The 24856-nt window shown below is 34.7% G+C and carries 22 protein-coding genes and 1 tRNA gene; 3 read left to right on the forward strand and 20 right to left on the reverse strand.

Annotation, left to right across the window (positions count from 1 at the left end; all coding sequences use genetic code 11):
* Nucleotides 1-150 precede the first annotated feature (150 nt).
* The 10 genes from DW006_RS00700 to DW006_RS00745 form a co-directional block, all read right to left on the reverse strand.
* Nucleotides 151-1140 (reverse strand): 2-hydroxyacid dehydrogenase, encoded by a 990-nt coding sequence (locus DW006_RS00700; RefSeq protein ID WP_117998577.1) that lies wholly within the window; start codon nt 1138-1140, stop codon nt 151-153.
* A gap of 100 nt (nt 1141-1240) precedes the next feature.
* Nucleotides 1241-1927, reverse strand: a complete 687-nt coding sequence (locus DW006_RS00705; RefSeq protein ID WP_117998580.1) for a V-type ATP synthase subunit D — start codon at nt 1925-1927, stop codon at nt 1241-1243.
* Between the two features lie 283 nt (nt 1928-2210).
* Nucleotides 2211-3587, reverse strand: coding sequence for a V-type ATP synthase subunit B (locus DW006_RS00710; RefSeq protein ID WP_117998584.1), 1377 nt, complete (start codon nt 3585-3587; stop codon nt 2211-2213).
* Between the two features lies 1 nt (nt 3588).
* Complete coding sequence (locus DW006_RS00715) at nt 3589-5361, reverse strand: V-type ATP synthase subunit A (RefSeq protein ID WP_117998587.1); 1773 nt, start codon at nt 5359-5361, stop codon at nt 3589-3591.
* A 24-nt stretch (nt 5362-5385) separates the two neighbouring features.
* Complete coding sequence (locus DW006_RS00720; RefSeq protein ID WP_022165518.1) at nt 5386-5703, reverse strand: V-type ATP synthase subunit F; 318 nt, start codon at nt 5701-5703, stop codon at nt 5386-5388.
* Nucleotides 5696-6664 (reverse strand): V-type ATPase subunit, encoded by a 969-nt coding sequence (locus DW006_RS00725; protein ID WP_117998589.1) that lies wholly within the window; start codon nt 6662-6664, stop codon nt 5696-5698. The genes DW006_RS00720 and DW006_RS00725 overlap by 8 nt, the downstream gene beginning before the upstream one ends.
* 26 nt (nt 6665-6690) lie before the next feature.
* Nucleotides 6691-7284, reverse strand: a complete 594-nt coding sequence (locus tag DW006_RS00730; RefSeq protein ID WP_117998591.1) for a V-type ATP synthase subunit E — start codon at nt 7282-7284, stop codon at nt 6691-6693.
* 40 nt (nt 7285-7324) lie between these two features.
* The gene (locus DW006_RS00735) at nt 7325-7813 is read right to left on the reverse strand and encodes a V-type ATP synthase subunit K (protein ID WP_022165521.1); all 489 of its coding nucleotides are present in this window, start codon (nt 7811-7813) and stop codon (nt 7325-7327) included.
* Between the two features lie 2 nt (nt 7814-7815).
* Complete coding sequence (locus DW006_RS00740; RefSeq protein WP_117998593.1) at nt 7816-9828, reverse strand: V-type ATP synthase subunit I; 2013 nt, start codon at nt 9826-9828, stop codon at nt 7816-7818.
* Between the two features lie 15 nt (nt 9829-9843).
* Entirely contained in the window at nt 9844-10152 is a 309-nt protein-coding gene (locus DW006_RS00745) for a hypothetical protein (protein WP_117998595.1), read from the reverse strand.
* A 402-nt stretch (nt 10153-10554) separates the two neighbouring features.
* Here DW006_RS00745 and DW006_RS00750 point away from each other — a divergent pair, with 402 nt between their 5' ends.
* Nucleotides 10555-11661: a fibronectin type III domain-containing protein gene (locus DW006_RS00750; protein ID WP_117998596.1), complete on the forward strand. Its 1107-nt coding sequence runs from the start codon at nt 10555-10557 to the stop codon at nt 11659-11661.
* 321 nt (nt 11662-11982) lie between these two features.
* Nucleotides 11983-12708: a class I SAM-dependent methyltransferase gene (locus DW006_RS00755; RefSeq protein WP_158561028.1), complete on the forward strand. Its 726-nt coding sequence runs from the start codon at nt 11983-11985 to the stop codon at nt 12706-12708.
* A 151-nt stretch (nt 12709-12859) separates the two neighbouring features.
* On the opposite strand, the gene DW006_RS00760 is transcribed toward DW006_RS00755, so the two are convergent.
* Complete coding sequence (locus DW006_RS00760; RefSeq protein ID WP_117998598.1) at nt 12860-13702, reverse strand: DegV family protein; 843 nt, start codon at nt 13700-13702, stop codon at nt 12860-12862.
* Between the two features lie 145 nt (nt 13703-13847).
* Here DW006_RS00760 and DW006_RS00765 point away from each other — a divergent pair, with 145 nt between their 5' ends.
* Nucleotides 13848-14366, forward strand: coding sequence for a TetR/AcrR family transcriptional regulator (locus DW006_RS00765; protein WP_117998599.1), 519 nt, complete (start codon nt 13848-13850; stop codon nt 14364-14366).
* 271 nt (nt 14367-14637) lie between these two features.
* Here DW006_RS00765 and DW006_RS00770 read toward each other — a convergent pair.
* The 9 genes from DW006_RS00770 to purE form a co-directional block, all read right to left on the reverse strand.
* Nucleotides 14638-14708, reverse strand: a tRNA-Trp gene (locus DW006_RS00770).
* A 47-nt stretch (nt 14709-14755) separates the two neighbouring features.
* The gene (radA, locus tag DW006_RS00775) at nt 14756-16111 is read right to left on the reverse strand and encodes a DNA repair protein RadA (RefSeq protein ID WP_117998600.1); all 1356 of its coding nucleotides are present in this window, start codon (nt 16109-16111) and stop codon (nt 14756-14758) included.
* A gap of 71 nt (nt 16112-16182) precedes the next feature.
* Entirely contained in the window at nt 16183-16596 is a 414-nt protein-coding gene (locus DW006_RS00780) for a hypothetical protein (protein ID WP_022165531.1), read from the reverse strand.
* Between the two features lie 123 nt (nt 16597-16719).
* The gene (locus tag DW006_RS00785; protein WP_117998601.1) at nt 16720-19248 is read right to left on the reverse strand and encodes an ATP-dependent Clp protease ATP-binding subunit; all 2529 of its coding nucleotides are present in this window, start codon (nt 19246-19248) and stop codon (nt 16720-16722) included.
* A 115-nt stretch (nt 19249-19363) separates the two neighbouring features.
* Complete coding sequence (locus DW006_RS00790) at nt 19364-20950, reverse strand: cadherin-like beta sandwich domain-containing protein (RefSeq protein WP_117998602.1); 1587 nt, start codon at nt 20948-20950, stop codon at nt 19364-19366.
* A gap of 46 nt (nt 20951-20996) precedes the next feature.
* Nucleotides 20997-22268: a phosphoribosylamine--glycine ligase gene (gene purD, locus DW006_RS00795; RefSeq protein WP_117998603.1), complete on the reverse strand. Its 1272-nt coding sequence runs from the start codon at nt 22266-22268 to the stop codon at nt 20997-20999.
* Between the two features lie 112 nt (nt 22269-22380).
* On the reverse strand, nt 22381-22986 hold the full coding sequence (purN, locus tag DW006_RS00800) for a phosphoribosylglycinamide formyltransferase (RefSeq protein ID WP_117998604.1): 606 nt from the start codon (nt 22984-22986) through the stop codon (nt 22381-22383).
* Nucleotides 22987-23108: 122 nt separating this feature from the next.
* Nucleotides 23109-24134 carry a phosphoribosylformylglycinamidine cyclo-ligase gene (purM, locus tag DW006_RS00805; RefSeq protein ID WP_117998605.1) on the reverse strand — a complete coding sequence of 342 codons (1026 nt, stop codon included), beginning with the start codon at nt 24132-24134 and terminating at the stop codon, nt 23109-23111.
* Between the two features lie 155 nt (nt 24135-24289).
* Nucleotides 24290-24790 carry a 5-(carboxyamino)imidazole ribonucleotide mutase gene (gene purE, locus DW006_RS00810; protein WP_022165537.1) on the reverse strand — a complete coding sequence of 167 codons (501 nt, stop codon included), beginning with the start codon at nt 24788-24790 and terminating at the stop codon, nt 24290-24292.
* Nucleotides 24791-24856: the final 66 nt, after the last annotated feature.

Genomic DNA, 24856 nt, shown 5'->3' on the forward strand with positions numbered 1-24856 from the left:
ATAAAAATGTTTTTTTCATTATTGTCTAAAAAACGATACCCTTTTCTAAAAAAAATGTACCTTATCTAAATATAAAAAACCGGCGATTTCAGATGCTCTGTTTTTAATAAACAGTGCTAATCCTCGTCTCCGGTTCTTCATAAGTGTATGTTATTTTACAATGTTACTTTCAATTAAATTGCCTTCCATAAAAGATTTTGCATTCTCCATTGTTGTGTAACTAATTGCCTCTAATGCTTCATCTGTTAGGAATGCCTGATGAGAAGTTACAATTACATTTGGGAAAGACAATAATCTTGAAGTAATTGATGACTCTAAAATATCATCTTCTCTGTTTTCAAATACATTGTCCGTTTCCTCCTCATAAACATCCAAACCTATGCTGTGGAATTTATGCTCTCTTATTCCCTTTATTAAGTCTTCTGTATCAATTAAGGCTCCTCTTGATGTGTTTACTAAAACAACATTATTTTTCATTTTCTTAATTGTCTTTTTGTTTATCATATGGTAAGAATCATCTGTTAAAGGACAGTGAAGGGATATCAAATCACTTCTCTCTAACAGTTCGTCCAATGTTACATACTCAACAAAATCAAGGTCAGGGTTTTCATATATGTCATAAGCAATAACTTTCATGCCAAAACCTTTGCATATACGACACATTGCTGCGCCTATTTTTCCTGTACCGATTATACCTGCTGTCTTGTTATGGAAATTAACACCTGTTAATCCTACCAGACTAAAATTATTCTCTCTTACCTTAATGTATGCCTTATGAATATGTCTGTTACATGCAAGAGCTAAAGCCATTGCGTGTTCAGCAATTGCCTCCGGCGAATATCCCGGCACTCTAAAAACTGTTATACCCACCTGATTACATGCCTTAATATCCACATTATTAAAGCCTGCACATCTTAGGAGAATCAACTTAACCCCATTTTCAGCCAAAGCTTTTATAACATTTTCACTTAAATTAGAATTTACAAATGCACAAACTCCTTCAAACCCTTTTGCATATTTTGCAGTTGCCTCCGAAATATCTGAATCTGTGTATTCTATTTCTATGTTCTTATATTCTCCGGCTACCTTGTCAAAAGACTCTTTGTCATACTTCTTTGCATCATAAAATAAAATCTTCATAATATGCCTCCTACTGCCTCTTTCATAGATTTGTACTTTGTCTGATGATTAAACCCTGGTATTACTACCTTAACCTTACAAAGAAAAGTATAACATTTTTCTATTTTTTGTATGTTGCAAATGCAACATTATCCATGATTTTCTTTTCTTGAATATTTTCTTCAATCATCATATCTTTAACTTTCATTAGACGAATTTGTGTGCTTCGTTCATTTTCATCTAATTTCATTGTTATATATTTTATATTGTCCAAAGCTTCAGGAATTATTACATGCTCAAGCGCATTTACCCTTCTTCTCGTTTTTTCTATTTCTGATGCCATTAGCTGACAGGATTTTTCTACCTGAGCAAGTTTTAACATATCTTCAAACACAGAAGATAATGAATATACTGCATCGTCTAAGTCTCCTGCTGTAAAAGCATATCCGTAAGAGTAAATGTCATTTCCCTTAATATCATTTTTTGTCTGAAATTCAGGAATTTCGACACTCATAACGTTTTTAAACTGCTGCTTTATTTCTAAAGTTTTCCCAGTAGCCATTAATGCGGTGTTTAACACCTGTTCACTCATGCCCGCTCTTGCTACCGCAAATTCCATATTAGCAGCTTTTAATCCTTTTTCAACCTTTAATCTTAAGTCCATGTTTTCTTTTATTAAATCCATAAACTGACGGACAAGTTCGTCTCGTTTATCTTTTAAAAGTTTATGGCCTCTTGTGGCTGACAAAAGTTTCTTTTTTTGTTTTGTTAGTTCCATACGGGTTGGATTCACTCTTGTTCCTGCCATACTCTACCTCGCTTTAAAATCCACTACTTCATTCAACATTCCTTTTCAAGCGATATTCAATTTAACGAAAGCACGCTCCCGCTGCTTCCACCTCGTAGCGGTTCTATCAAGCCGACTTCGCTGCCTTGATGAACCGACGGGTTCCAAGCACTTTCTTTTAAATTTGAATATTGCTTGAAAATATATTGTTGAACGTAACTATTTAATTTGGTTTTAAAATAATCATGCTTATACTTTTTAATATCATTGCTATATGATTTGATTGGATTTTATTCTACATTCTCTATTTGTTGCCTTTGTAGTATTTTTCTAAATATTTGTCGTCTATTCGTTTTAGTTCTGATTTTGGTAGCATTGATAATAGTTCCCAACCTATGTCCATTGTTTCTATTATGGTTCTGTTGGTATCGTAGCCTTGTGATACATATTTTTTCTCGAACTCATCTGCAAACTTGGCATATATTAAGTCTATGTCGGATAAAGCTGCCTCGCCTAAGATTGTCATTAGTTCTTTGGCATCTTTTCCTCTTGCATAAGCTGAGAATAACTGGTTCATTACGTTGCTGTGATCTTCTCTTGTTTTTCCTTCGCCGATACCTTTGTCTTTTAATCTTGATAGAGATGGTAAAACATCAATTGGTGGTGTAATGCCTTTTCTATATAATTCTCTGCTTAAAATAATCTGACCTTCTGTGATATATCCTGTTAAGTCAGGGATTGGATGAGTCTTGTCATCTTCTGGCATTGTTAAAATGGGTATCATTGTTATACTACCGTTTGAGCCTTTTCTTCTTCCTGCGCGTTCATATAAAGTTGCCAGGTCAGTGTACATGTATCCCGGATAACCTCTACGTCCCGGAACTTCTTTTCTTGCTGCTGAAACTTCTCTTAAGGCATCAGCGTAGTTTGTAATATCTGTTATTATTACAAGAACATGCATGTCTTTTTCAAAGGCTAAGTATTCGGCTGCTGTTAGTGCCATTCTTGGTGTGGCAATACGCTCAACTGCCGGATCATTTGCCAGGTTCATAAACATTACTGTTCTGTCAATTGCCCCTGTTTCCTTAAAGCTGTTTACAAAATAATTTGACTCTTCAAATGTAATACCAACTGCTGCGAATACTACTGCGAAAGGTTCATCTGTTCCTATAACTTTTGCCTGTTTTGCAATCTGCGCTGCCAGGTTAGCATGTGGCAAACCTGAGGCTGAAAAAATTGGTAGTTTCTGTCCTCTAACCAATGTGTTCAAACCATCAATTGCAGAAATACCTGTCTGAATAAATTCTGACGGATAATTTCTTGCTGCCGGATTCATTGCAATACCATTAATGTCTTTTCTTTCATCAGGTAGAATGTCCGGTCCTTTATCTATTGGATTTCCAAGTCCGTCAAATACTCGACCAAGCATATCCATTGAAACTCCAAGTTCCATGCTTCGTCCAAGAAATCTTACTTTACTGTTAGAAAGATTAATACCTGTAGAAGCTTCAAACAACTGAACTAATGCGTTAGTTCCATTTACTTCCAATACTTTACAACGACGGGTTTCACCGTTTGCAAGTTCAATTTCACCTAATTCGTCATAGGTTACCCCTTCAACATCTCTAACTAACATTAAAGGGCCGGCAACTTCCTGAATAGTTCTATATTCCTTTGGCATATTAGTCTTCCTCCTTACTTAAAGCATTTGCGATTTCAAGAGATAACTGATTATTAATTCTGTCAAATTCACTCTCAATATTATCTTCGTGTGTATATTTAAAACGACCAATGGCTTCTCTTACAGGCATTTTTATAAGGTCATTTATATTTGCACCTTTGTTTAGTGCATCCATTGCCTCCTCATAAAATCCCATAACCAATTTCATCATCATGTTCTGTTTTTCCAAAGATGTATAAGTGTCAACTTCATGGAACGAGTTCTGATGTAAATAATCCTCTCTTATGGAACGGGCAGCTTCCATTTTCAAACGGTCAGGTGCAGACAAGGCATCCATACCTACCATTTTTACTATTTCTTCCAACTCTGCTTCTTCCTGAAGTAAAGTCATTAACTTTTGTCTTAAAATAAGCCAGTCCTTATCAACATTTTCCGTAAACCATGAACCAATACTGTCAATATAAAGTGAATAACTTGTAAGCCAGTTAATTGCCGGGAAATGTCTCTTGTAAGCCAAGGCTGAATCAAGTCCCCAGAATACTTTTACAATACGAAGTGTAGCCTGTGATACCGGTTCTGAAATATCACCACCTGGAGGTGATACGGCTCCAATAACTGACAAGGCTCCGTCTCTGCCTTCTTTTCCAAGTGTTACAACGTCACCTGCTCTTTCATAAAACTGTGCAAGTCTACTTCCTAAGTATGCAGGATAGCCTTCCTCACCGGGCATTTCTTCAAGTCGGCCTGACATTTCACGAAGAGCCTCTGCCCATCTTGAAGTTGAATCAGCCATAAGGGCTACTGAATATCCCATATCTCTAAAATATTCTGCAATTGTTATACCTGTATAAATTGAAGCCTCTCTTGCCGCTACAGGCATATCAGATGTGTTTGCAATTAAAACTGTGCGCTCCATTAACGATTCGCCTGTTTTTGGATCTTTTAACTCAGGAAATTCATTAAGTACGTCAGTCATTTCATTTCCACGCTCACCGCAACCAATGTAAACTACAATGTCTGCCTCTGCCCATTTTGCCAGCTGATGCTGGATTACTGTTTTACCACTACCAAAAGGTCCGGGAACTGCTGCCACACCACCTCTTGCTATAGGAAATAATGTATCAACAACTCTCTGTCCTGTAATTAATGGCTTGTTAGGATTTTTCTTTTCCTTGTAAGGACGTCCCTTTCGTACAGGCCATTTTTGCATTAATGTGATTTCCTGCTCACCTTTTTCAGTTTTAATTGTGGCAACTACATCTGTAACAAAATAATTTCCTGACTTTATGCTTGTTACTTCACCTTTCACTCCGTATGGAACCATTATTTTCTGTGTAACCACAGGAGTTTCTTTTACTGTACCTAAAATATCCCCTTCTTCAACTACATCTCCAACCTTTGCAGTTGCTTCAAAATCCCATTTCAATTCACGTTTAAGAGATGGTACCTGAACTCCTCTTTCTAATAGGCTACCCGACACTTTCATAATGTCATCTAACGGTCTTTGTATACCATCATATATACTTCCAATTAGTCCGGGTCCCAATTCTACAGACATAGGCGCTCCTGTTGAAACTACAGGTTCACCGGGACCAAGCCCTGCTGTTTCTTCATAAACCTGTATTGACGCCTGATCACCATGCATTTCTATAATTTCACCAATTAGTTCTTTGTCACTAACACGAACCACATCAAACATATTGGCATCACGCATTCCATCAGCAATAACCAATGGACCTGCCACTTTTCTGATTACTCCCTTGCTATATTCCATATTCTGTCCTTTCCGGTTCAAATATTATTTTCCAAAAACAATATCTGAGCCAATTGCCTTTTCTACCGAATCCTTAACTCCTTTAACTCCTGCGCCTGTGTTGCCTTTAACTCCCGGAATTAAAATAATTGCCGGAGTAACTAATTCACTAAATTTTTCAATTTCACTTTTTATTTCTTCCGCCAGCGATTCAGTAATATATATTATCGGATAGTTTCCATTTGCCAGCTTTTTAAGTATTGCTTCCGCCTTTGCCTTTTCATCCACCGGGTAAATATCAAGCCCCAATGCCTGAAAACCATATATACTATCGTAATCGCCCATTACTGCTACTTTAAGCATACATTTCCCTTACCCTTTCTTTTATAAAGTCATTGTCAAAACCGTTTAACTTTCCTGACATGATAATTTTCACTGTTTTAATTTCATTTTCTCTTGCAATAACATACGCAACTATTGGACCAACGGAAAAAGAATTATATTTTTCACTTTTTATATCTTCAATAATTTTGTTATCGCACCAACATTCGAAAACTGATTTTGATTTTTTTAGTGCTATAGCAAGATCTCCAAAGCCTGAATTTTCCAAGTATTCAAGAACACCTTCAAGGCCACCGTCAACTGCTTTTATTAAATCAGTTATGCTTACTCCGTTACATGGAACAAGGCATTTTTTTACAAACTCGCTGTCCTTTCCTGTTGCTGCACATCTTACGGCAATTTTGATATTAGCAATTGTTACCTGAGAATCTGCGTATTTTCTAATTAACTGATTATCAGACTCATTGCCAGCCTTTTTTATAGCCTCTAAAGTTGCCTTATCAATTAACACATCACACAACTGACCGTTGCCTGATTTTAAAAGAATCTCCGTTGCTTCTTTTGCAACTCCTGCCATGTTATCAGGTAGTTTGCCGTATTCTCCCTGACGGATTACATCCTTTAAGAATTCAGGTTCAATCTTACAGCCTGCCATAAAAATATTTTCCGTTTCATCTTCTGTGCAAACCTGTTTTATTGCTGCCTTTAAATTGTGGAACTCATCCTTGATTGTCAGTATGGAAACTACTTTTTCATCTTTTACCAAATCATCCAAAACTCTTTTTGTCTTCTCTGATTCTTCATTAAGCATATGTTCCAAAGTTTCATCTAAATGACCTTCTCCCCAACCTTTGTCTCTCAAAAATGTCATGCACTGGTCATAGGTTTCCAAATTCAACAAAGCCTGTATGGTGTCATTGCCAAACAAACTACTTTCAAGGGCTCGTATTCTTGCAACACCGTAGGTATAATCCATTTCCATAGTGTTTCCTCCTAATATATTTTCTCCTATCCAAATAGTTCTCTGTTAGCTATGTCTTTTAACCTGTCTAGCTGACCATTAAACAAAGCTTTAATCTGACAGTTTTCTTCAATGTCTCCGTAAACAAGAACAAAGCCGTTTTCTACATTGTCCCTGCTATCTTCAATGGTAATACTGCCATTTTTTTCTTTTGCTATCTTCTCTATTTTCTTAACAAAATCTTCAGGCATTCTGTCTTTGTCGCTTGTGCTAATGTACATTACACCCGTGCCACTTTGCACATTTTTATTAAATAACTTTTCAAGAAAATCAAAATATTCTGTTGCGTCTAAATTTTCTATTTTGCAAATTGCACTTTCGATTACATCGTTTATACATTTTTGTTTATTATTTAGAATTGCATTTCTTTCTCTAAAACCGGCAGAAGATTTTGTTTTTTCTTTGTATAGCTTTCTTGAGGCAAGAGATTTTTTTTCAAATCCCTTAATTTCTTTTTCAATCTCAATTTTTGCCTCTTCCATCTGTGCATTACAGAAATCATCTGCTTCTTTTAAAATAGCATCTGCTTCTTCTTTAGCACTTGCCTGGATTTCTTTTATAATATTATTCAATCCACTCATACACTTCTCCCATTTACTCTAATATGTTAATGTGTAATTTTTATAATGCGATACCGTTAATTGCAAGGAATGAAATAAGTAATGCAAGAATTGCATAAGTTTCAACCATTGCAGGGAAAAGCATTGCCTTTGCAAACTGTTCCGGTCTTTTTGCTATAATACCAATACTAGCGGCTGCTGTTTTGCCCTGATGTTTTCCAGAAACAAGACCAACAATTGCAATTGGTAAACATGCTGCCAAAATTTCAAGTCCCTGTAACGCTGAAATACTTACTGCATTTCCACCGATAATTCCGATTTTTGATAAAGTTACGAAGCCGATTAACAAACCATAAAGTCCCTGAGTACCAGGTAGTAACTGCATTACTAATACTTTAGCAAACTTTGATGGATCTTCTGTCATAACGCCTGAGGCAGCCTGACCTGCCGTACCTACTCCAATTGCTGAGCCCATACCTGCCATTAGCACTGCAAGAGCCGCTCCTAATAAAGCATAAAATAAACCTAAATTATTAAAAAATTCTCCCATAACTAATTCTCCTTTACTTTCACGTATTTTGTATTTTCCTTAAATGGCTTAAACTCTCTACTTCCACCTTCAAAGAATTTTCCGAAAAATTCCACATACTGAAGTCTGTTTGTATGAACATAAGCACCTAATAAATTAATTGCCATATTAAATGTATGACCAATAATGAAAATAACAATAAACATTATCACACCAACTACCGACTTGCCGCCCATGGCTGCCATTGTATTAATAACCTGTGCAATTACACCTGTCGCAAGTCCCAAAGCCAAAAGTCTTGAGTACGATAACAAATCACTAAGCCAGCTTGTTGTATCATAAAGACTATATGCTCCAAGTAGTAATCTCTTAACAGGGTTCTTTGCCCTTCTTCCTGCCATTAAAAGTATTCCAACCATGCCACCAATAGCCATAACCTTTGCCAGCATATTAGCCCAAGCCGGAAATACTATTGTTGTTCCTGCAAGAGATGCAAAAATTGATGTTGGCACTAACAATAAAATTAAGCCTATTAAAAATACATACCAAAGCACTACGTCACATACAAATGACATAACATCTTTTTGTTTTAGCATCATGTAGCCTTTAATTCCAAGGCCAACAAACAAATGTATAATTCCGAAAATCATGCAATAAATCAACATTCTCATTGGTTGCTCTATAGGAGTAAACCACAATGCGGGTATTGTTATTTTTACACCAAAGAAGGTGCTACCAATAACAGTTATTGCATCACCAAAATATCCACCAAAAAGTATGCCCCATATTAAAGTTGAAATTCCACAGTTCTTAAACATTCGTAATGTTTTCCCCATGGATTCTTCCATGTTAGGAAACTTTTTAAGCGCCCATAAACAACCAAGAAACATAAGCAAGCCGTAAGCTGCATCACTTAACATTATTCCAAAAAAGAAATAATAGAAAAATGCCGTAATTAATGTTGGATCAATTTCTGTTTTTGTTGGATAACCAAAAGAAGTTACAACTCCTTCAACTGCTCCTGCTGTTTTACTGTTAGATAAAAGAACAGGTACATCTTCGTTATCCTTTGGTGCTTCCACATCTATTGCCACAGTGTAGTCATTTTCCAAGTTCATTCTTAAACTTTCAATCTCTTTCTTTGGAATAAAACCTGTAACAAAAAATGTATGTTTTGTTTGAAGAATTTCTCCCAAAGCTCTATATTTTTCGGCTCTGATTGTGTAATAATCTGAAATTTCCTTTAGTTCAATTCTTCTTTCACTATATTCTTTTATTTTATTTTTGATTTCCTGTATTTCATTATCAAGAATAGTAATAACTTTTTCTCTCTTTTTTACCGATTCTTTTGGAAGATGGCTGGTCATAATAGGTGGTCTGTTAAAGCCCACCCCCCTAAGTGCCTTCTCCGTTTTTTCTTCGTCCTGTTTCAGAAATACTACTGCTATATAAGTTTGAAACTTATCTGAACTAAAAATCTGAGCGTACGTGGACTTTGGCAGTTCCTCCAAGCTCTCTAATCTGTTAATCAGTTGATTCTCCGTATAAGTTCCTAAAATAGTTCCAAGTAAAAATCCTGTTTTCTTTGTTCCTTTATAATTCATTGGAACATCAAGTTCTGCCCATGGCTTAAGGGCTTCTATTTCGTCATAACGTCTTGCTTTTTCAGCAATCTTTTCATCTACCGCTTTATTTAACTGAATAATATCTTTTGCCACACTCATTATTTCCTGTTGATTCTCAGTAGACTTCTTAAATTCACTTATTCCAATTTCTTTCTTTCCTTCTAAACTTGAAAACATTGATGTTTTTTCCGGATAGAATTTTTCAAGAATGTTAAGTGCATTTTCCGCTAATGCCGCATTCCTTTGAAAAATTGAAATCTGTGTTGCTGTATTTACTTTTTGAAAAACAGAGTCTTTATTTTCAGTTTCATGTATTTCCAGACAGCCTTTTCTCTGTAAAAATTCAAGAATTTTCTTTCTATCCTTTTTTAAAGCACAAATGTTTATTTTGCGCATTTCTAAAACTGCCATAATACCTCCTAACTTTTAAGCCAATGCCTGTATTACTGCTTTAATTGCGTTGTCCTTCCTTTCTTTTGCCAAATCTCTAAGTTCCATTACCTTCATTTGGATTTCCTTGTCCATTTCCAAATCATAGTTTTTGCATTCTGAAACTACTTCATCCATTGCCTTCTTAGCTTCTTCCTGTGCTTTCGTCAACTTTTCTTTTCTAAGTTGTGCCTTCATTGAATCTAATTCTGCTTTCCTTCCTGCTGCGTTATCCTTTGCCACCTGAATCTGCTTCTCCGCTTCCATCTCAGCTACTCGTACAGCATCAATAGTTTCCTTTATCATACTTATCCCTTCCTTTCTAAAAATCCTTCGCTTATACTCCTCCTAAAGTTACCTTATAAATTTTATAATAGTCTGTCTCTTTTTTATATACAAGTTCCAATTTACGTCAATTGTATATAAACCTTACATATTGTATATTTTGTCTTTTATCCGTACCAAATTCTTGTTTTATTATATCATAATTTAGTTTTTTTATGTGGTTATTTTTAATATTATGGGAGAATTTATGTGAGTTTAAAAGCCTACCTATATAATTTTTAAGCCTATATTTTCTTTATTTTCCGCCAAATTGTAACATTTTCTTTCTTGTTTGTAATATTTTTGTAATATTTGTCTTGATTTTGTAACAAGTATGTGTTAGTATATGGCTAATTCATTTAAGAAAGAAGGTTAGGAATTAATATGAGCAGAAAAATGCATATCATACCATCACTAACAATGTCGTTAGTTCTTATGACATGTGTAATTACAAAAGCAAATGACAATTCTAATAATACAAATATTTTAATTAACGAAAATGTAACGGCTACAAGCCATACTGATGGAGTAACAACTCTCACAAACATTGAAGCAACCACTAATGAAAATACTACAACTAATACGTATGACACCTTTGCCCCTAAAACTTATGTTAAAGGCATTTCCGATACAAAAACCGGAATCAAAATCACTTGGAAAAAGGTCAATGTTTCAAAGTACAAAATTTACCGAAGCAAAAAAAAATCAAAAGGCTACAAGCCTGTAAAAACTATTAAAAGTAAGAAAACTACAAGTTACACAGACAAAAGTATAAAGAGTAACACAACTTATTATTACAAAATAAAAACATATAGTCCAAACACTAATACTTCAGTTTCTAAGCCTGTAAAATACAAGACATCTTACAAGAAACTGAAAATCAACTTTAATAAACAGTTAAAGAAATTAATTACCAATAATGTAAACAAACATTATCCATGTAATGTTTTAGTGAAAAAATATGTTGAGTCATCTGGCACAAAAGTTAAAACTTCAAAGGAAGTTACTAATTTCAAATTACAGGGCAGTCCTACTGCTAACAGTTGGAAAAACGGCTACGCAAAAGTTTCTTATAATTATTCATTAAAACAAAGCACTTATAAGAAATCAGGAAAAGTCAAATCCACTACATATCCTGTTAAATCATCAGGTTTAACCCACACTGCTGTTACTTCTACTAATGATATTGATTCATTAGATGCGGGAGATATCATTGCCTATAGTAAAGGCGGCCGGGCAACACACGTTGCTGTCTATATTGGTCGCTTTGATTCTAAATCAGACCTTGTTGAATATTTAAACACTGAAGTTGGTATTAAATGTTCAAAGAATACAAGTTGGATTAAGTCATGGAATGGCAACTGCAAGCACTGGGTTATCCAGGGTGGTATGGGAAATGGTAATCAGGTTTATATTTGCAACAACGCTAACACTACTACAACCGGTAGCGGAGCAAGCACAATTTCTCATTCAATTTCATTGTTGAAATAACACCAGTGTATTACTCAATAATAATAATAATAAATGTTAAGTAACTACACAATTTTGTAACTATATTCATAGTTTCATAAAAGTAAAAAAGAACCACAGCAATAACTATATCCGGAATTTTTTCTAGTTATGGTTATTCCCTTGGTTCTTTTTTATATGCTGTTTTTTATGCATTATTTCTTTATATATATATATATATTTTTTTTTTTTTTTGGCAGATTAGTTCTTTATACATTATTTTTTGCAGATAACTTCCTATTTCATAAAGAGAAAACAAATGCTACAATAATATATGAAAATGTTAGAAAAGAGGTATTTGTGATGAATAATGAATATGAACAAGCTGAACCTAAAAAGAACATTGACGAAAAAATAGAACGTGATTACGACAGGTCTATTAACATGTGGAATGATGTTTATTCCAAATGCCAAATCATAGATTTAAAAGGTAAGTCTCTTTCTGTTGAGCCAATGTTCGATATATGTCTGGATATTTTTGCAAGCAAATGCAAAAACATATTAGATTTTGGTTGTGGTACAGGGGATGTTCTTTTCCAATGTTATGAATTTGGAAACATGGATTCAGGTCTTGGTATTGATTTATCTGAAACAGGCATCAATTTTGCCAAAGAATTTGCAACCGTAAACAAATACACTAACCTTAATTTTGAGATGGGAGATATTTCATATTTTGATAATTATAACGGCAAACCTTTTGACGGAATCATACTGTCAAACGTTCTAGATGTTATGCCAAAAGATATTGCCTTAAAGACTTTTAAAGGTCTTACAAAACTTCTCGCCCCAAAGGGACTTATGTTTGTAAAATTAAATCCATTTTACGAAAAGACAGATATGAAGCAGTGGGGGTTTACTCAAATTAAAGATAATCTTTTTGAAGAAAACGGTATTCTTCGCTATAGAGAATTAGACACTGCCTCCTGGAAACAAAGTTTTGAGAAGCACTATGAAATCATAAGATATCTGGAATTTCCATATCCTTGGCAGGAAGGCATGAATCGCCTGTTTTTATTACAGAAGAAATAATTTACATAAAAGTACCGATCCTTAGTTATATGAACATGTATTGAAATCAGCATATCCATACCTAATAAGGGTCGGTACTTTTTATTATAATATTCTATTATTCCAATCTTCTAAAATTCTTATATTGCACTATCTCAATTCTATAAAACTCTTATATTTCATAGGCTAAAATTATGCCACCCATTTCAGCATAAAAACTACATAACCCACTTGTTGGCATGGTTTCTACCTTGCCAACTTCTGTGTGTTCACGTAAATTGTCTAACAAGAACTGAACTTTTTCTTTGTTAAAGCACTGACTTATAACAAGATTGCCACCCTTATATCCATTGGCAAGCATATCCTGAACAGTCTTTTTGTAAATAGCATCTTTTCCTCTAATTTTTCTTAACAACTCGATTTTTCCTTCACTTGAACCCTGACCTAAAATCTTAATGCCAAGCATTCCTGCAAGTTTGCCACTTAAGGCACTTACACGACCATTTTTTACAAGATTGTCGATTGATTCCAAAATAAAGAATGTTTTAATTTTTGTTTTATACTCTTCAACTGCTTCAACTATTTCTTCAAAAGATTTTTCTTTTGCGATCAGTTCCTGAATCTTTCTTACAATAAGTGTTAAGCCGGCTCCTGCTGACTTCGAATCGAATATGTGGATTTTCTTTTCAGGCTCATCTTCTAATGCCATGTGTTTTCCAACTGACGCACTACTATAACTGCCTGACAACTCACCTGAAATAGTAACCGCAAACACTTCATCTGCCTGCCTAAAAGCATTATACCATTCCTCAGGACTTGGTGCTGCACTCCCACTTGTTCCATGATATGATTTCATGTCTTCCATAAAAGATTTAATGTCCAAATTAAAATCGTCTACATATTCCCTCTCCCCTACTCTTAATCTAAGTGGAACTCTATCCATGTATATATTATTTTCAGTTTTATTTTCTATTACCAAATCGCAACTTGAATCCACGATTACTGCATATTTCATATTAGTCTCCTCTCGACAGCAATATTATCTTTTTTACAAAAAATATGTGATGTAGTATTCATTACTACATACTATTGTACTATTATCTTTGTTATGCTACAATTTACATAAATGTCAAAAATGTAAACTTTTGAAAGGAATTATCATGAATAAATTATCTATTAGTAATTACACAAAACGAAATAAATTCACACGAATGTGTATAGGCGAGGCAATGGTTGCCCTTATGAAAGAAAAATCATATAGTAAAATAAAGATTTTAGATTTAGCTGTAAAAGCAGGCGTTTCAAGAATGACATTTTATAAATATTATCACACAAAAGACGAAGTTCTTAATGATTACCTTAACGAAATTATTTCCGGGTATATAGATATTTATGATACAAGTACTTCAAGTACATTTCCAAACTACGAAAATATATTAAATGCTCTAATATATTTCGACAAATATTCTAATTTTTTTGTTGCACTATGTAACGCCGGATTATATTCTCTATTAATCAACGCCACTAATGAATATATGGAAAATATAGTAGTTCCTAAATACGGAATTTCATTATACAAAGCCTACTATTTTGCCGGAGCCATTTTAAATACATTTATTAAATGGGAAGAAAATGGCAAAATAGAAAGCCCTGAAAAAATTGCTCATCAATTGTGTTAATTCACAACTAATAAGCAATTTATAAATTGCAATTTATTTATTATTCCGTTAAAATCCTCTCAACTTCTTAATTTCTCTTTAAAGCAATATTGTAATCGAGTAGGCTGGCTCCTACTCGATTGCAGCCAGCAGATATCTCAAAGCATAGCTTTTCGATGCTCTTACGCCTGACAAATGATATTTCGTGCAAGCACGATATCGCTTGTCAGGCTTTTGCTACAAAAAAAAGATATTATTTAAAGGAAACTCTAAATAATATCTTTATAAATAACAGGGGCACTAGGAATCGAACCCAGCTCTGGAGTTTTGGAGACTCTTATTCTACCGATGAACTATGCCCCTATTGCGTTTAAGCACAAGTATATTTATACCATAACGCACCTAATATGTCAAATATTTTCTCCAGCTTCTTTTATGTTTTTTACGCCTACTAATTCAATTCCTTCAACGTCTTTTAAAGATTTCACTGATACTGCCGGAAGTATACAGTGTTTGAAGCCCAATTTTTTAGCTTCCATAACTCTCTGTTGTACATTTGATACTGCACGAACTTCTCCCGAAAGACCTACTTCTCCAAACACTAATGTTGCCGGATCTATTGCCCTGTTTTTGTAACTACTAATTAGTGCCATTACCAATGCTAAATCCATTGCCGGCTCATTTACTTTCATACCCCCAGCCACATTAACATAGGCATCGTAGTCGCCCATTTGTATACCCATTCTCTTTTCAATAACTGCCATAAGCAAATTAACTCTGTTATAATCCGTTCCAACTGCTGTTCTTCTTGGCATACCGAAAGCTGTATGATTAATCAATGCCTGCACTTCAACCAAAATAGGTCTTGTTCCTTCCATTAAACACGCAACCACTGAGCCTGACGCGTCAGTAGGACGTCCCTCAAGCATAAATTCTGATGGATTTAAAACCTGTCTTAGTCCTTCCTCACTCATTTCAAAAACACCAATTTCATTGGTTGAGCCGAATCTGTTTTTTACACCTCGTAAAATACGGTACGTAGCATGTCTGTCTCCTTCAAAATACAAAACCGTATCCACCATGTGCTCTAAAACTCTAGGTCCAGCCACTACACCTTCTTTTGTAACATGACCAACAATAAAAATTGGAATGGTCAGCCCTTTTGCTATTTGCATTAATGTGTTGGTTGATTCTCTTACCTGACTAACACTTCCCGGTGCTGAACTAATATCTTCCCTATAAATTGTCTGAATAGAGTCAATTACTACTGCATCAGGCTTTGTTTCCGTAACAACTGCTTCAATATTATCAAGACTTGTTTCTGATAACAAACTTAAATTATTGCTGAACTCTCCCATTCTGTTTGCTCGAAGCTTAATTTGCTTTAAAGATTCTTCTCCAGAAATATATAATATTTTCTTTCCTGAAGCTGACATATTTCTACAAACCTGAAGAAGCAATGTTGATTTTCCAATACCAGGATCACCACCAACTAAAATTAAACCTCCCGGCACAACACCACCTCCGAGAACCCTGTCTAATTCACTAAAACCTGTGCTTATTCTTTCTTCATCATCTGCCTTCACTTCATTGATTGTTACAGGCATTGAACTTGTTACATTTCTTCTTATTGTTTTATTTTTAGGACCTTTGGGCTCTTCCACAAAAGTCCCCACCTCTTTACATCCAGGACACTGACCTAGCCATTTTGCTGATTCATATCCACATTCTTTACAAAAAAATACTGTCTTATCTGCTTTTGCCATTTACTTCCCCTTATTCTATTTTTGAATATTAAGAAAGGCCCTTACGGACCTTTACTTAATCATATATTTAATTACGCTGCAACGACCTTAACTGTTGTCATTACACCTTTCTGTAAGTCTACATCAAATGTAAGCTTTCCACCAATATCTGTCTTTGAAACTCCAAGATCTTTATCATTAACAAATACTTTGTATTCCTTGTTTGCTTCTAATTCTAAAGTAATCTGAGTCTGTCCCATTCCATCTACGAAGAAACTTACTTCATCAGCAGTCTCCTTAAATACGTTTACTGCTGTTCCCGGAAGTGATTCATATACGAATGTTCCGTTTCTTTCTAATTTGGTAATTTCATTCCATGTTTTTACCTTATACATATCTCCTGAAACTTCAAAATCTGACACCTTCTTCTTTGCATCTAATTCGTAATTTCCAAAGCTAATTGTTCCATTGCTTTCTTTCTTTATTAATTCCTTAATGATTGCCATTTCTTCCTCCTGTAATTATTCGCCGATGCGATTTATCTTAAAATCATTCTATCACACTTACCATATTTTTTCATTAGCTTTCTAGTGTAATAGTCTTGATTTTTTTTATTCAATTAGGGAATTTTAGTCCCTCCATTTTTTCTCTGATTTTTTCTCTGACTCTTTCTTAGATTCTTCCTTAGGCTCCTCTTTTACTTTGAATGCAACCTTATTGCTCTTATAGCCAACAGTTACTTTATCTCCTGCCTTCACTTTTTCGGCAAGTACCTCCTCAGCAAGCATATCCTCAACCTTATTCTGAATCATTCTTCTAAGTGGTCTTGCGCCAAACTTCTTGTCGTAACTTTCTTTTGCAAGATAAGTTTTAAGAGATGACGTGAAAGATAAAGCTATATCCATCTGTTCTTTAACCTGCTTTGCAAGATTTTTAAGCATTAATGATACAATACTCTTTACTTCGCTTTCACTTAATGTATGGAATACAATAATGTCATCAATTCTGTTTAAGAATTCAGGTCTGAACATTAGCTTAACTTCTTCCATAACATTTGCCTTCATCTTTTCGTAGTCGGCTTTTTCTGTATCACCCTGACTGAAGCCTAAATGCTTAGGATCTACTATTCTATTGGCACCGGCATTACTTGTCATTATGATAATTGTATTCTTAAAACTTACTTTTCTTCCTTTAGAATCCGTAATATGACCATCATCTAATACCTGTAAAAGTACATTAAATACATCCGGATGTGCCTTTTCTATTTCATCAAAAAGCACTACAGAATATGGGTTCTGTCTAACCTTATCGCTTAACTGACCGCCATCTTCAAATCCAACATATCCCGGTGGTGAGCCAATTAATTTTGACACACTATGTTTCTCCATGTATTCAGACATATCAACCCTGATAATTGAGTCTTCTGTTCCAAAAACTGCCTCTGCCAAAGTTTTAGACAATTCAGTTTTTCCAACACCTGTAGGCCCTAGGAAAAGGAATGAACCAATAGGTCTGTTAGGATTTTTAAGTCCTACTCTACCTCTTCTTACAGCCTTAGCAACTGCACTTACGGCTTCTTCCTGCCCTATCATTCTCTTGTGTAAAACTTTTTCCAAATCAAGAAGTCTCTTCTGCTCATTTTTCTCAAGTCTTGTTACCGGTATACCTGTCCACATTGCAACAACTTCCTCAATTGAGTTTTCTGTTATAATAGGGCGAAACTCTTCTTCTGTGCCTTCCCATTTTGCAATTGCCTTGTTTAACTTGTTCTGAGCCTTGTCCAGCTGCTTCTTTATTTCTGTTGCACTCTTAAAATCAGCATGTCTTACACACATTTCAAGTTCTAAGTTAAGTTCTGCAACATCAATTTCCTTATCTTTTACAGACTTTGGTTTTGGAACTTCCCTAATTCGCATTTTTGAACATGCTTCATCAATTAAATCTATTGCCTTATCAGGTAAATTTCTGTCGTTAATATATCTTGATGATAATTTTACCGCTGCCCTAATTGCCTCATCTGAGATTGTAACGTTATGAAAATCTTCATAAGCAGATTTTAGACCTTTTAGTATTTCCACGGCCTGTTCTTCAGTTGGTTCCTCAACTGTTACCGGCTGAAACCTTCTCTCTAAAGCTGCATCTTTTTCGAAATATTTTCTAAATTCAGAAATTGTAGTTGCCCCAATCACCTGCAAATTGCCCTTAGTTAATGAAGGTTTCAAAATATTTGACGCATCCATTGAGCCTTCTGCTCCACCGGCACCTACTATTGTATGAATTTCATCTATAAATAAAATTATGTTTCCTGAATTTTGTACTTCATCAATTATGTTTTTTAATCTTTCTTCAAACTCACCTCTGTATTTGGAACCAGCTACTGCTCCTGATAAATCAAGGCTGAAAATTCTTTTGCCAGCCATTGTTTTGGGAACTGTTCCTTCACAAATACGCCATGCAATGGCCTCAACAATTGCAGTCTTACCAACGCCAGGTTCACCAATTAAGCATGGGTTGTTCTTTGTTCTTCGGCTTAATATCTGGATAATTCTTCCTATTTCATTTTCACGTCCAACTACAGGATCAAGTTTGTTCGCCTTTGCCTCGGCTGTTAAATCCCTACCGTACTTTTCCAAAGTAGGTATGGGACTTGCCTGAGCTGCACTTCTGCCCCTCTTTGCAGGCTTAATGTAGTTTTTAACTTCGTTTGCATCTCTATTTGTCAAATTAAGAATATCCACACAAACTTTTTTTAAGTTAATGCCGAAGCTTGCTAATATGCAATGTGCTTCACAATCAGGATCAGCTAATATTGCCAAAAGAATATGTTCTGTTCCTATTTGTGGAATCCCCTGACTTGCAGCTTCCTCAGCAGCTCTGCCAAGTAATACGTGTGCTCTGTTTGAAGGCATTATATTTTTTGCTCTGGTTTTTGAACGTACCCTTGATTTTATTTCCATATCGTCTTCGATTGCGTTAATAATATCCTTGTACATTAAGTTGTAATTATATAAAATATTGGCAGCCACTCCATCTGTAACTTTTGCAATACCTGCCAAAATATGCTCTGTTCCAATGTAATCCATTCCCAAGTCAATTGCCACATCTTTTGCATATCCGATTGCTTCAATTGTCTGTCTGGTAAATCTACTACTTTCCATATGCATCCCTCCATATTAGTCTAGGATTTTAATATACTCTAAAAATGTGTACATTATTTTACAATTTTTTAAATAAAGGGCAATTCTCATGAAAGAATTGCCCTTTAATCTTACGTTAATCTAAATCGATAAATTCGAAATCATCATCATCGTCATCGTCATCAAAATCAATTTCTGAATCATCGTATGCATCGATTTCTTCTGATTCATTTACCTCTTCAGCACTGTTTTCTGCGCTATCATTAATCTGTTCTGCATCAGTAGTAATTGTATTATCATTTGGAAGTTCCTCTACAGGTTCATCAATTTTCTTCGCTACTTCGTTTGCTATCTCTGCTTCTAAAGCTTTTTCGATATCAACAAGTTCATCTGAATCAATGTCAACTTCCTTTAATTCTTCAACTTCTTCAGGAGCTTCTTTTACTTCTTCTTTTGAAGGTTCAGCAACTTTCTTTGCTTCTGCTTCCTCTTCTTCAATTGATACTCCTGAATCAATATCATCTTCGTCTTCTTCGTATTTTTTCTTTTTGTTTTCTTTTTTAGCTTTCTTTTCAGCCTTCTTCTGGGCTTTCTTTTCTTTCTTTGGATCTTTTAATTCATCCTCTGAATATGTCTTTTTAATCTTCTTTTCTTTTTTACTTATACCTAAATTAATAGATACAAAAATTAAAATAATGATTACTACTGCTAATCCGCATAAAATTTTAATTAAAACATTGTACTTATCAACTAACTGGTTGTACTGTTTCTGTAAATTGTTATATGCCTTAGCCGCTGCTTCTGACTGCTGGTTTGCGTCTGATGATGTTAAATATCTCTGGAAACATTTTTCGTTATCATCGTAGCTGTATAAATTAGTATCACCATTCCAGTTCATTGCATACACAAGATACATACCTTCATCTTCATCAAGTACCCATGCTTTAACTTCCTGATCAATAATTGTAACTTTCTTTTTATCGTAAGCTTTTACAATTCCGTCTACCTTCTTAGGCTGTACAATTGTGTACATTCTGCTCTTTATTTTAATATTGCTCATTGGGTAGAACTTTTTCTGGCTCTTATCATAAATATAAAAACCTGATGTTTCATCACCCTTTAAATAAAAAGCTGTTAATTCCTTAACGTCTCCCTTAATGCAAGTATAACTGTTTCCATTATACTTTGCTGTACTCTTTGAAAATCCTTCAGGAATTTCTGACTTTTTAAATGATTCTGAAATAGTAAATGTATTCTTTCCAACCTTTACTGTAGAATCAGTTGCAGTCTTCTTTGAAGTTTTCTTTTTTTTACTACTTGGTTCTTTATATGTTGCATCTTCTGCTTCTGTTAACTTCTTTGTGTTCAAAGTATATTTCTGAACAGCTCCTGTTGATGATGTAACATCAACTATTGTTAAGTTATCACCGGTATCCATTATAGTATTGATACCATCTTTTTCTACTGACCACTGTGATGTGCTGTCCTTTGCAGTTGCCTCGATCTTAATTGACTTTACTGTTGACTTAACTGTTAAGTTATATTCGTATGTAGTTGAATTAAAATCTAAAGGCACCTCTGTCTGATTTCCTGAATTGTCAATCGCATAAACCTTTAAATCTGACAAGTCAGTTGTTTCATCAGCGCTAACTGTAAAAATCATTGTAATCATCATAGCAGACATTGCCGCTATCATAATTAACAGGCTTTTTAACTTCTTCATTTTTATTTCCTTTCTTCTCCTGTATTTTATACAAGCTTTTTAATTATTATGCTTCATCAATTGCTTTACCAATATCATTACGCATATATTTATTTTCAAAATCAATAAGTTTTGTTGCTTCGTAAGCGTTTGCTCTTGCCTCTTTTAAGTCTTTACCTTTTGCTGTAACACCAAGAACTCGACCACCATTAGTTACTATTTTTCCATTATCTAATTTTGTTCCTGCATGGAAAACATAATAACCTTCCTTGTTTTCAAACTTCTCAAGACCTTTGATTTCAAATCCTTTTTCGTAAGAAACAGGGTAACCATCACTTGCAAGTACAACACAAACTGCTGCGTTATCTTCAAACTGTAAATCAATCTGATCTAATGTTCCATCAATACAAGCTTCAAATACATCAATAATGTCATTCTTCATTCTTGGAAGAACTACCTGTGCTTCAGGATCACCAAATCTTGCATTGTATTCTAATACTTTTGGTCCATCTTCCGTGAGCATTAAGCCAAAGAAAATAATTCCCTTGAATTCTCTTCCTTCTGACGCCATGGCATCAACTGTAGCCTGGTAAACATATTTCTTACAAAACTCGTCAACTTCTTCTGTATAGAATGGACTTGGTGAAAATGTTCCCATACCCCCTGTGTTAAGTCCCTGGTCGCCATCTTTTGCTCTCTTATGGTCCTGAGCTGATGTCATAATCTTAATTGTTTTTCCATCAACAAAAGAAAGAACTGAAACTTCACGACCTGTCATAAATTCTTCAATAACAATTGTGTTACCTGCATTACCGAATTTTTTGTCTAACATTAATTCCTTAACGCCATCCATTGCTTCTTCTTTTGTATTACAAATTAAAACACCTTTTCCAAGAGCTAATCCGTCAGCCTTTAAAACAATAGGATATTTTGAAGTTTCAAGATACTTCATTGCTTCTTCTGGTGTATCATAATTTTCATAAGCTGCTGTAGGAATATTATATTTCTTCATTAAGTCCTTTGAAAATGCTTTTGAACCTTCTAATATAGCTGCATTTTCTCTTGGACCAAACACTCTAAGTCCTGCTTCTTCAAACTTATCAACAATTCCTCCAACTAAAGGATCGTCCATACCAACAACTGTTAAATCTATTTCATTATTTTTTGCAAATTCTACTAATTTGTCAAATTCCATTGCACCAATGTTTACACATTCTGCGATTTGTCCTATGCCGGCATTTCCCGGTGCACAATATATTTTGTCCACCTTTGAACTTTTGGCTACTGCTGTTGCAATGGCATGTTCTCTTCCGCCGCTTCCTACAATAAGAACTTTCATTTAAAACTCCTCTCTTTTTGTTTCCCATACGTTTTACAAAAAGCGTATCACGAAAGCACGCTCCCGCTGCTTTCGAAATATATTTTTTGATAAATGTGAACCTAAAAGTGTACTATATTTGTGTTTGCAATAAATTGTTTGCAATTGCGTTGATGGCTTGTGGAAGTATTTTCCACTCTGCCTGTTCCATTACACGTTTCTGCAAAGTTTCAGGTGTATCGTCAGGTAAAACTTCTACTGCCTTCTGATAAATTATTGGGCCAGTGTCTGTTCCTTCATCTACGAAATGAACTGTAGCTCCTGTAACTTTTACTCCGCGTTCTAATGCTTTTTCATGTACATGTAATCCATAGAAACCATTTCCACAGAAAGATGGTATAAGTGATGGATGTACATTTATAATTTTATTTCTATATTTTGCTATTAATTCCGGTGGTAATACTACTAAGAATCCGGCTAACACAATTAAGTCTAAATTGTATGAATCAATTTTTTCAATTAATGCTTTGTTGAATTCTTCTCTTGTTTCATAATCTTTTACACAAACACATTCTGCTGCAATGTTGTTTTCTTTTGCTCTTGTTAATGCGTATGCGTCTTTTTTGTTACTTATAACAACTTCTAATGATGCATTAGTTATTGTCTTGTTTTTTACGGCATCAATAATTGCCTGTAAATTAGTTCCACCACCTGAAACTAAAACTCCTACTCTAATCATAATAACCTCTTTTGATTAAATGCTGTTTGTTTCAATTATGTGTCAATTACAACTGTCTCAAGCTAATTCAAAACTAATCTGAAATTAACTTAAAGCTCAACTAAAGTTAATTTTAACTTATTTTAAACTAATTCTACGCCCTTTTCGCCTTCAACAACTTCACCTACTACGAAGCACTTTTCTCCTGCTTTTGTGATGGCTTCCATTGTCTTATCTACGTCAGCTTCATCAACAGCTAATAACATACCAATCCCCATGTTATATGTGTTGTACATCATTTCTTCTGCAATATCACCAGTCTTCTGAAGTAATTTAAAGATTGGTGGAATTTCATAAGAATCTTTCTTAACTACTGCCTTAACATTTTCAGGAAGCATTCTTGGAATGTTTTCATAGAAGCCACCACCTGTAATATGGCTGCAACCATGAATCTTAACACCTGCGTCCTTAATTGAGTTAAGGGCTTTTACATATATAATTGTTGGAGCAAGTAAAGCTTCTCCTAAAGTTGTTCCTAATTCATCATAGTATTTGTTAAGTGACTCTTCTGTCATGTCAAATACTTTTCTTACTAATGAGAATCCGTTACTATGTACACCTGATGAAGCAATTCCAATAAGTTTGTCTCCAGGCTTAATGTCTTCTCCTGTAACTAAATCCTTCTTATCTACAACACCTACTGCAAATCCTGCTAAATCATAATCATCTTCAGGCATAAGTCCCGGATGTTCTGCTGTTTCTCCACCGATTAAAGCACATCCTGACTGTTTACAACCTTCAGCAACACCTTTTACAATCTCAGCAATCTTTTCAGGATAGTTTTTACCACATGCAATGTAGTCTAAGAAGAATAATGGTTCTCCACCACCACAAACTATATCGTTTACGCACATAGCTACACAATCAATACCGATTGTATCATGTTTATCTAAAACAAAAGCAAGCTTAATCTTTGTTCCTACGCCGTCTGTTCCTGATACTAAAATTGGTTCTTCCATATTCTTAAAAGCGCTCATGTCAAATGCACCGGCAAAACCACCAATACCACCTAAAACTTCAGGTCTTACTGTTTCTTTAATAGAACCTTTAATTAATTCTACTGACTTGTAACCTGCTTCAATATCTACGCCTGCCTTCTTGTAATCCATTTTCTTACTTCCTCCTAAATGTTGATTTAAAATAATAATGTTGTTTAAATAATATTCTTGTTTCAATAATATTCTCTAAGCAATTATGACTTAATGGCTCCAACGCCTTAATCTCTTAATTTATCTCAGAAAATATTACAAGGTTATATAATGCCTTAGTATGCTTTATATCCTACTTCTTTTAATTTAGCGTCTTTTGCTACTACTTCAGATTTCATTTCATCTGCGTAATTTTTTATTTTTTCTAAAAGAGCATCATCTGATGTTGCTAAAATCTGTGCTGCTAAAATACCTGCGTTCTGACCACCGTTAATTGCAACTGTTGCAACAGGTACACCTGATGGCATCTGAACTATTGAATATAAAGAATCAACTCCACCTAAATCTGATGTTTTCATTGGAATTCCAATTACAGGCATTTTAAATAATGCTGCACACATACCAGGTAAATGAGCTGCTTTTCCAGCTCCTGCGATAATAACTTTGATTCCTCTTTCTTCAGCACCCTTTGCCCATTCAAAGAAAATATCAGGTTCTCTATGAGCTGAAATAATTGTCATCTCATATTCAATACCAAATTTTTCCAACATGTCTGCTGCCTTGCTCATGATAGGCATGTCTGAATCACTACCCATTACAATACCAACTTTTGCCATTTTGCTCTCCTTTTTCTCATAAACTTTGTATAGTTAAATTTATAGTTAAATGCTTGTTATCTAATA

This window comes from Eubacterium sp. AF36-5BH (assembly GCF_003460505.1).
Classification (GTDB): domain Bacteria; phylum Bacillota; class Clostridia; order Lachnospirales; family Lachnospiraceae; genus Eubacterium_G.

Excerpts from the sequence above, each read along its gene's own strand:
- DW006_RS00765 (WP_117998599.1), top strand. The coding sequence starts at position 13,848 with ATGAATAAATTATCTATTAGTAATTACACAAAACGAAATAAATTCACA.
- DW006_RS00710 (WP_117998584.1), bottom strand. The coding sequence starts at position 3,587 with ATGCCAAAGGAATATAGAACTATTCAGGAAGTTGCCGGCCCTTTAATG.
- purE (WP_022165537.1), bottom strand. The coding sequence starts at position 24,790 with ATGGCAAAAGTTGGTATTGTAATGGGTAGTGATTCAGACATGCCTATC.
- DW006_RS00730 (WP_117998591.1), bottom strand. The coding sequence starts at position 7,284 with ATGAGTGGATTGAATAATATTATAAAAGAAATCCAGGCAAGTGCTAAA.
- DW006_RS00750 (WP_117998596.1), top strand. The coding sequence starts at position 10,555 with ATGAGCAGAAAAATGCATATCATACCATCACTAACAATGTCGTTAGTT.
- DW006_RS00780 (WP_022165531.1), bottom strand. The coding sequence starts at position 16,596 with ATGGCAATCATTAAGGAATTAATAAAGAAAGAAAGCAATGGAACAATT.
- DW006_RS00700 (WP_117998577.1), bottom strand. The coding sequence starts at position 1,140 with ATGAAGATTTTATTTTATGATGCAAAGAAGTATGACAAAGAGTCTTTT.
- purM (WP_117998605.1), bottom strand. The coding sequence starts at position 24,134 with ATGGATTACAAGAAGGCAGGCGTAGATATTGAAGCAGGTTACAAGTCA.
- DW006_RS00715 (WP_117998587.1), bottom strand. The coding sequence starts at position 5,361 with ATGGAATATAGCAAGGGAGTAATCAGAAAAGTGGCAGGTCCATTGGTT.
- DW006_RS00745 (WP_117998595.1), bottom strand. The coding sequence starts at position 10,152 with ATGATAAAGGAAACTATTGATGCTGTACGAGTAGCTGAGATGGAAGCG.
- radA (WP_117998600.1), bottom strand. The coding sequence starts at position 16,111 with ATGGCAAAAGCAGATAAGACAGTATTTTTTTGTAAAGAATGTGGATAT.
- DW006_RS00735 (WP_022165521.1), bottom strand. The coding sequence starts at position 7,813 with ATGGGAGAATTTTTTAATAATTTAGGTTTATTTTATGCTTTATTAGGA.
- DW006_RS00720 (WP_022165518.1), bottom strand. The coding sequence starts at position 5,703 with ATGCTTAAAGTAGCAGTAATGGGCGATTACGATAGTATATATGGTTTT.
- purD (WP_117998603.1), bottom strand. The coding sequence starts at position 22,268 with ATGAAAGTTCTTATTGTAGGAAGCGGCGGAAGAGAACATGCCATTGCA.
- DW006_RS00740 (WP_117998593.1), bottom strand. The coding sequence starts at position 9,828 with ATGGCAGTTTTAGAAATGCGCAAAATAAACATTTGTGCTTTAAAAAAG.
- DW006_RS00725 (WP_117998589.1), bottom strand. The coding sequence starts at position 6,664 with ATGGAAATGGATTATACCTACGGTGTTGCAAGAATACGAGCCCTTGAA.
- DW006_RS00755 (WP_158561028.1), top strand. The coding sequence starts at position 11,983 with ATGAATAATGAATATGAACAAGCTGAACCTAAAAAGAACATTGACGAA.
- purN (WP_117998604.1), bottom strand. The coding sequence starts at position 22,986 with ATGATTAGAGTAGGAGTTTTAGTTTCAGGTGGTGGAACTAATTTACAG.
- DW006_RS00705 (WP_117998580.1), bottom strand. The coding sequence starts at position 1,927 with ATGGCAGGAACAAGAGTGAATCCAACCCGTATGGAACTAACAAAACAA.
- DW006_RS00785 (WP_117998601.1), bottom strand. The coding sequence starts at position 19,248 with ATGGAAAGTAGTAGATTTACCAGACAGACAATTGAAGCAATCGGATAT.
- DW006_RS00790 (WP_117998602.1), bottom strand. The coding sequence starts at position 20,950 with ATGAAGAAGTTAAAAAGCCTGTTAATTATGATAGCGGCAATGTCTGCT.
- DW006_RS00760 (WP_117998598.1), bottom strand. The coding sequence starts at position 13,702 with ATGAAATATGCAGTAATCGTGGATTCAAGTTGCGATTTGGTAATAGAA.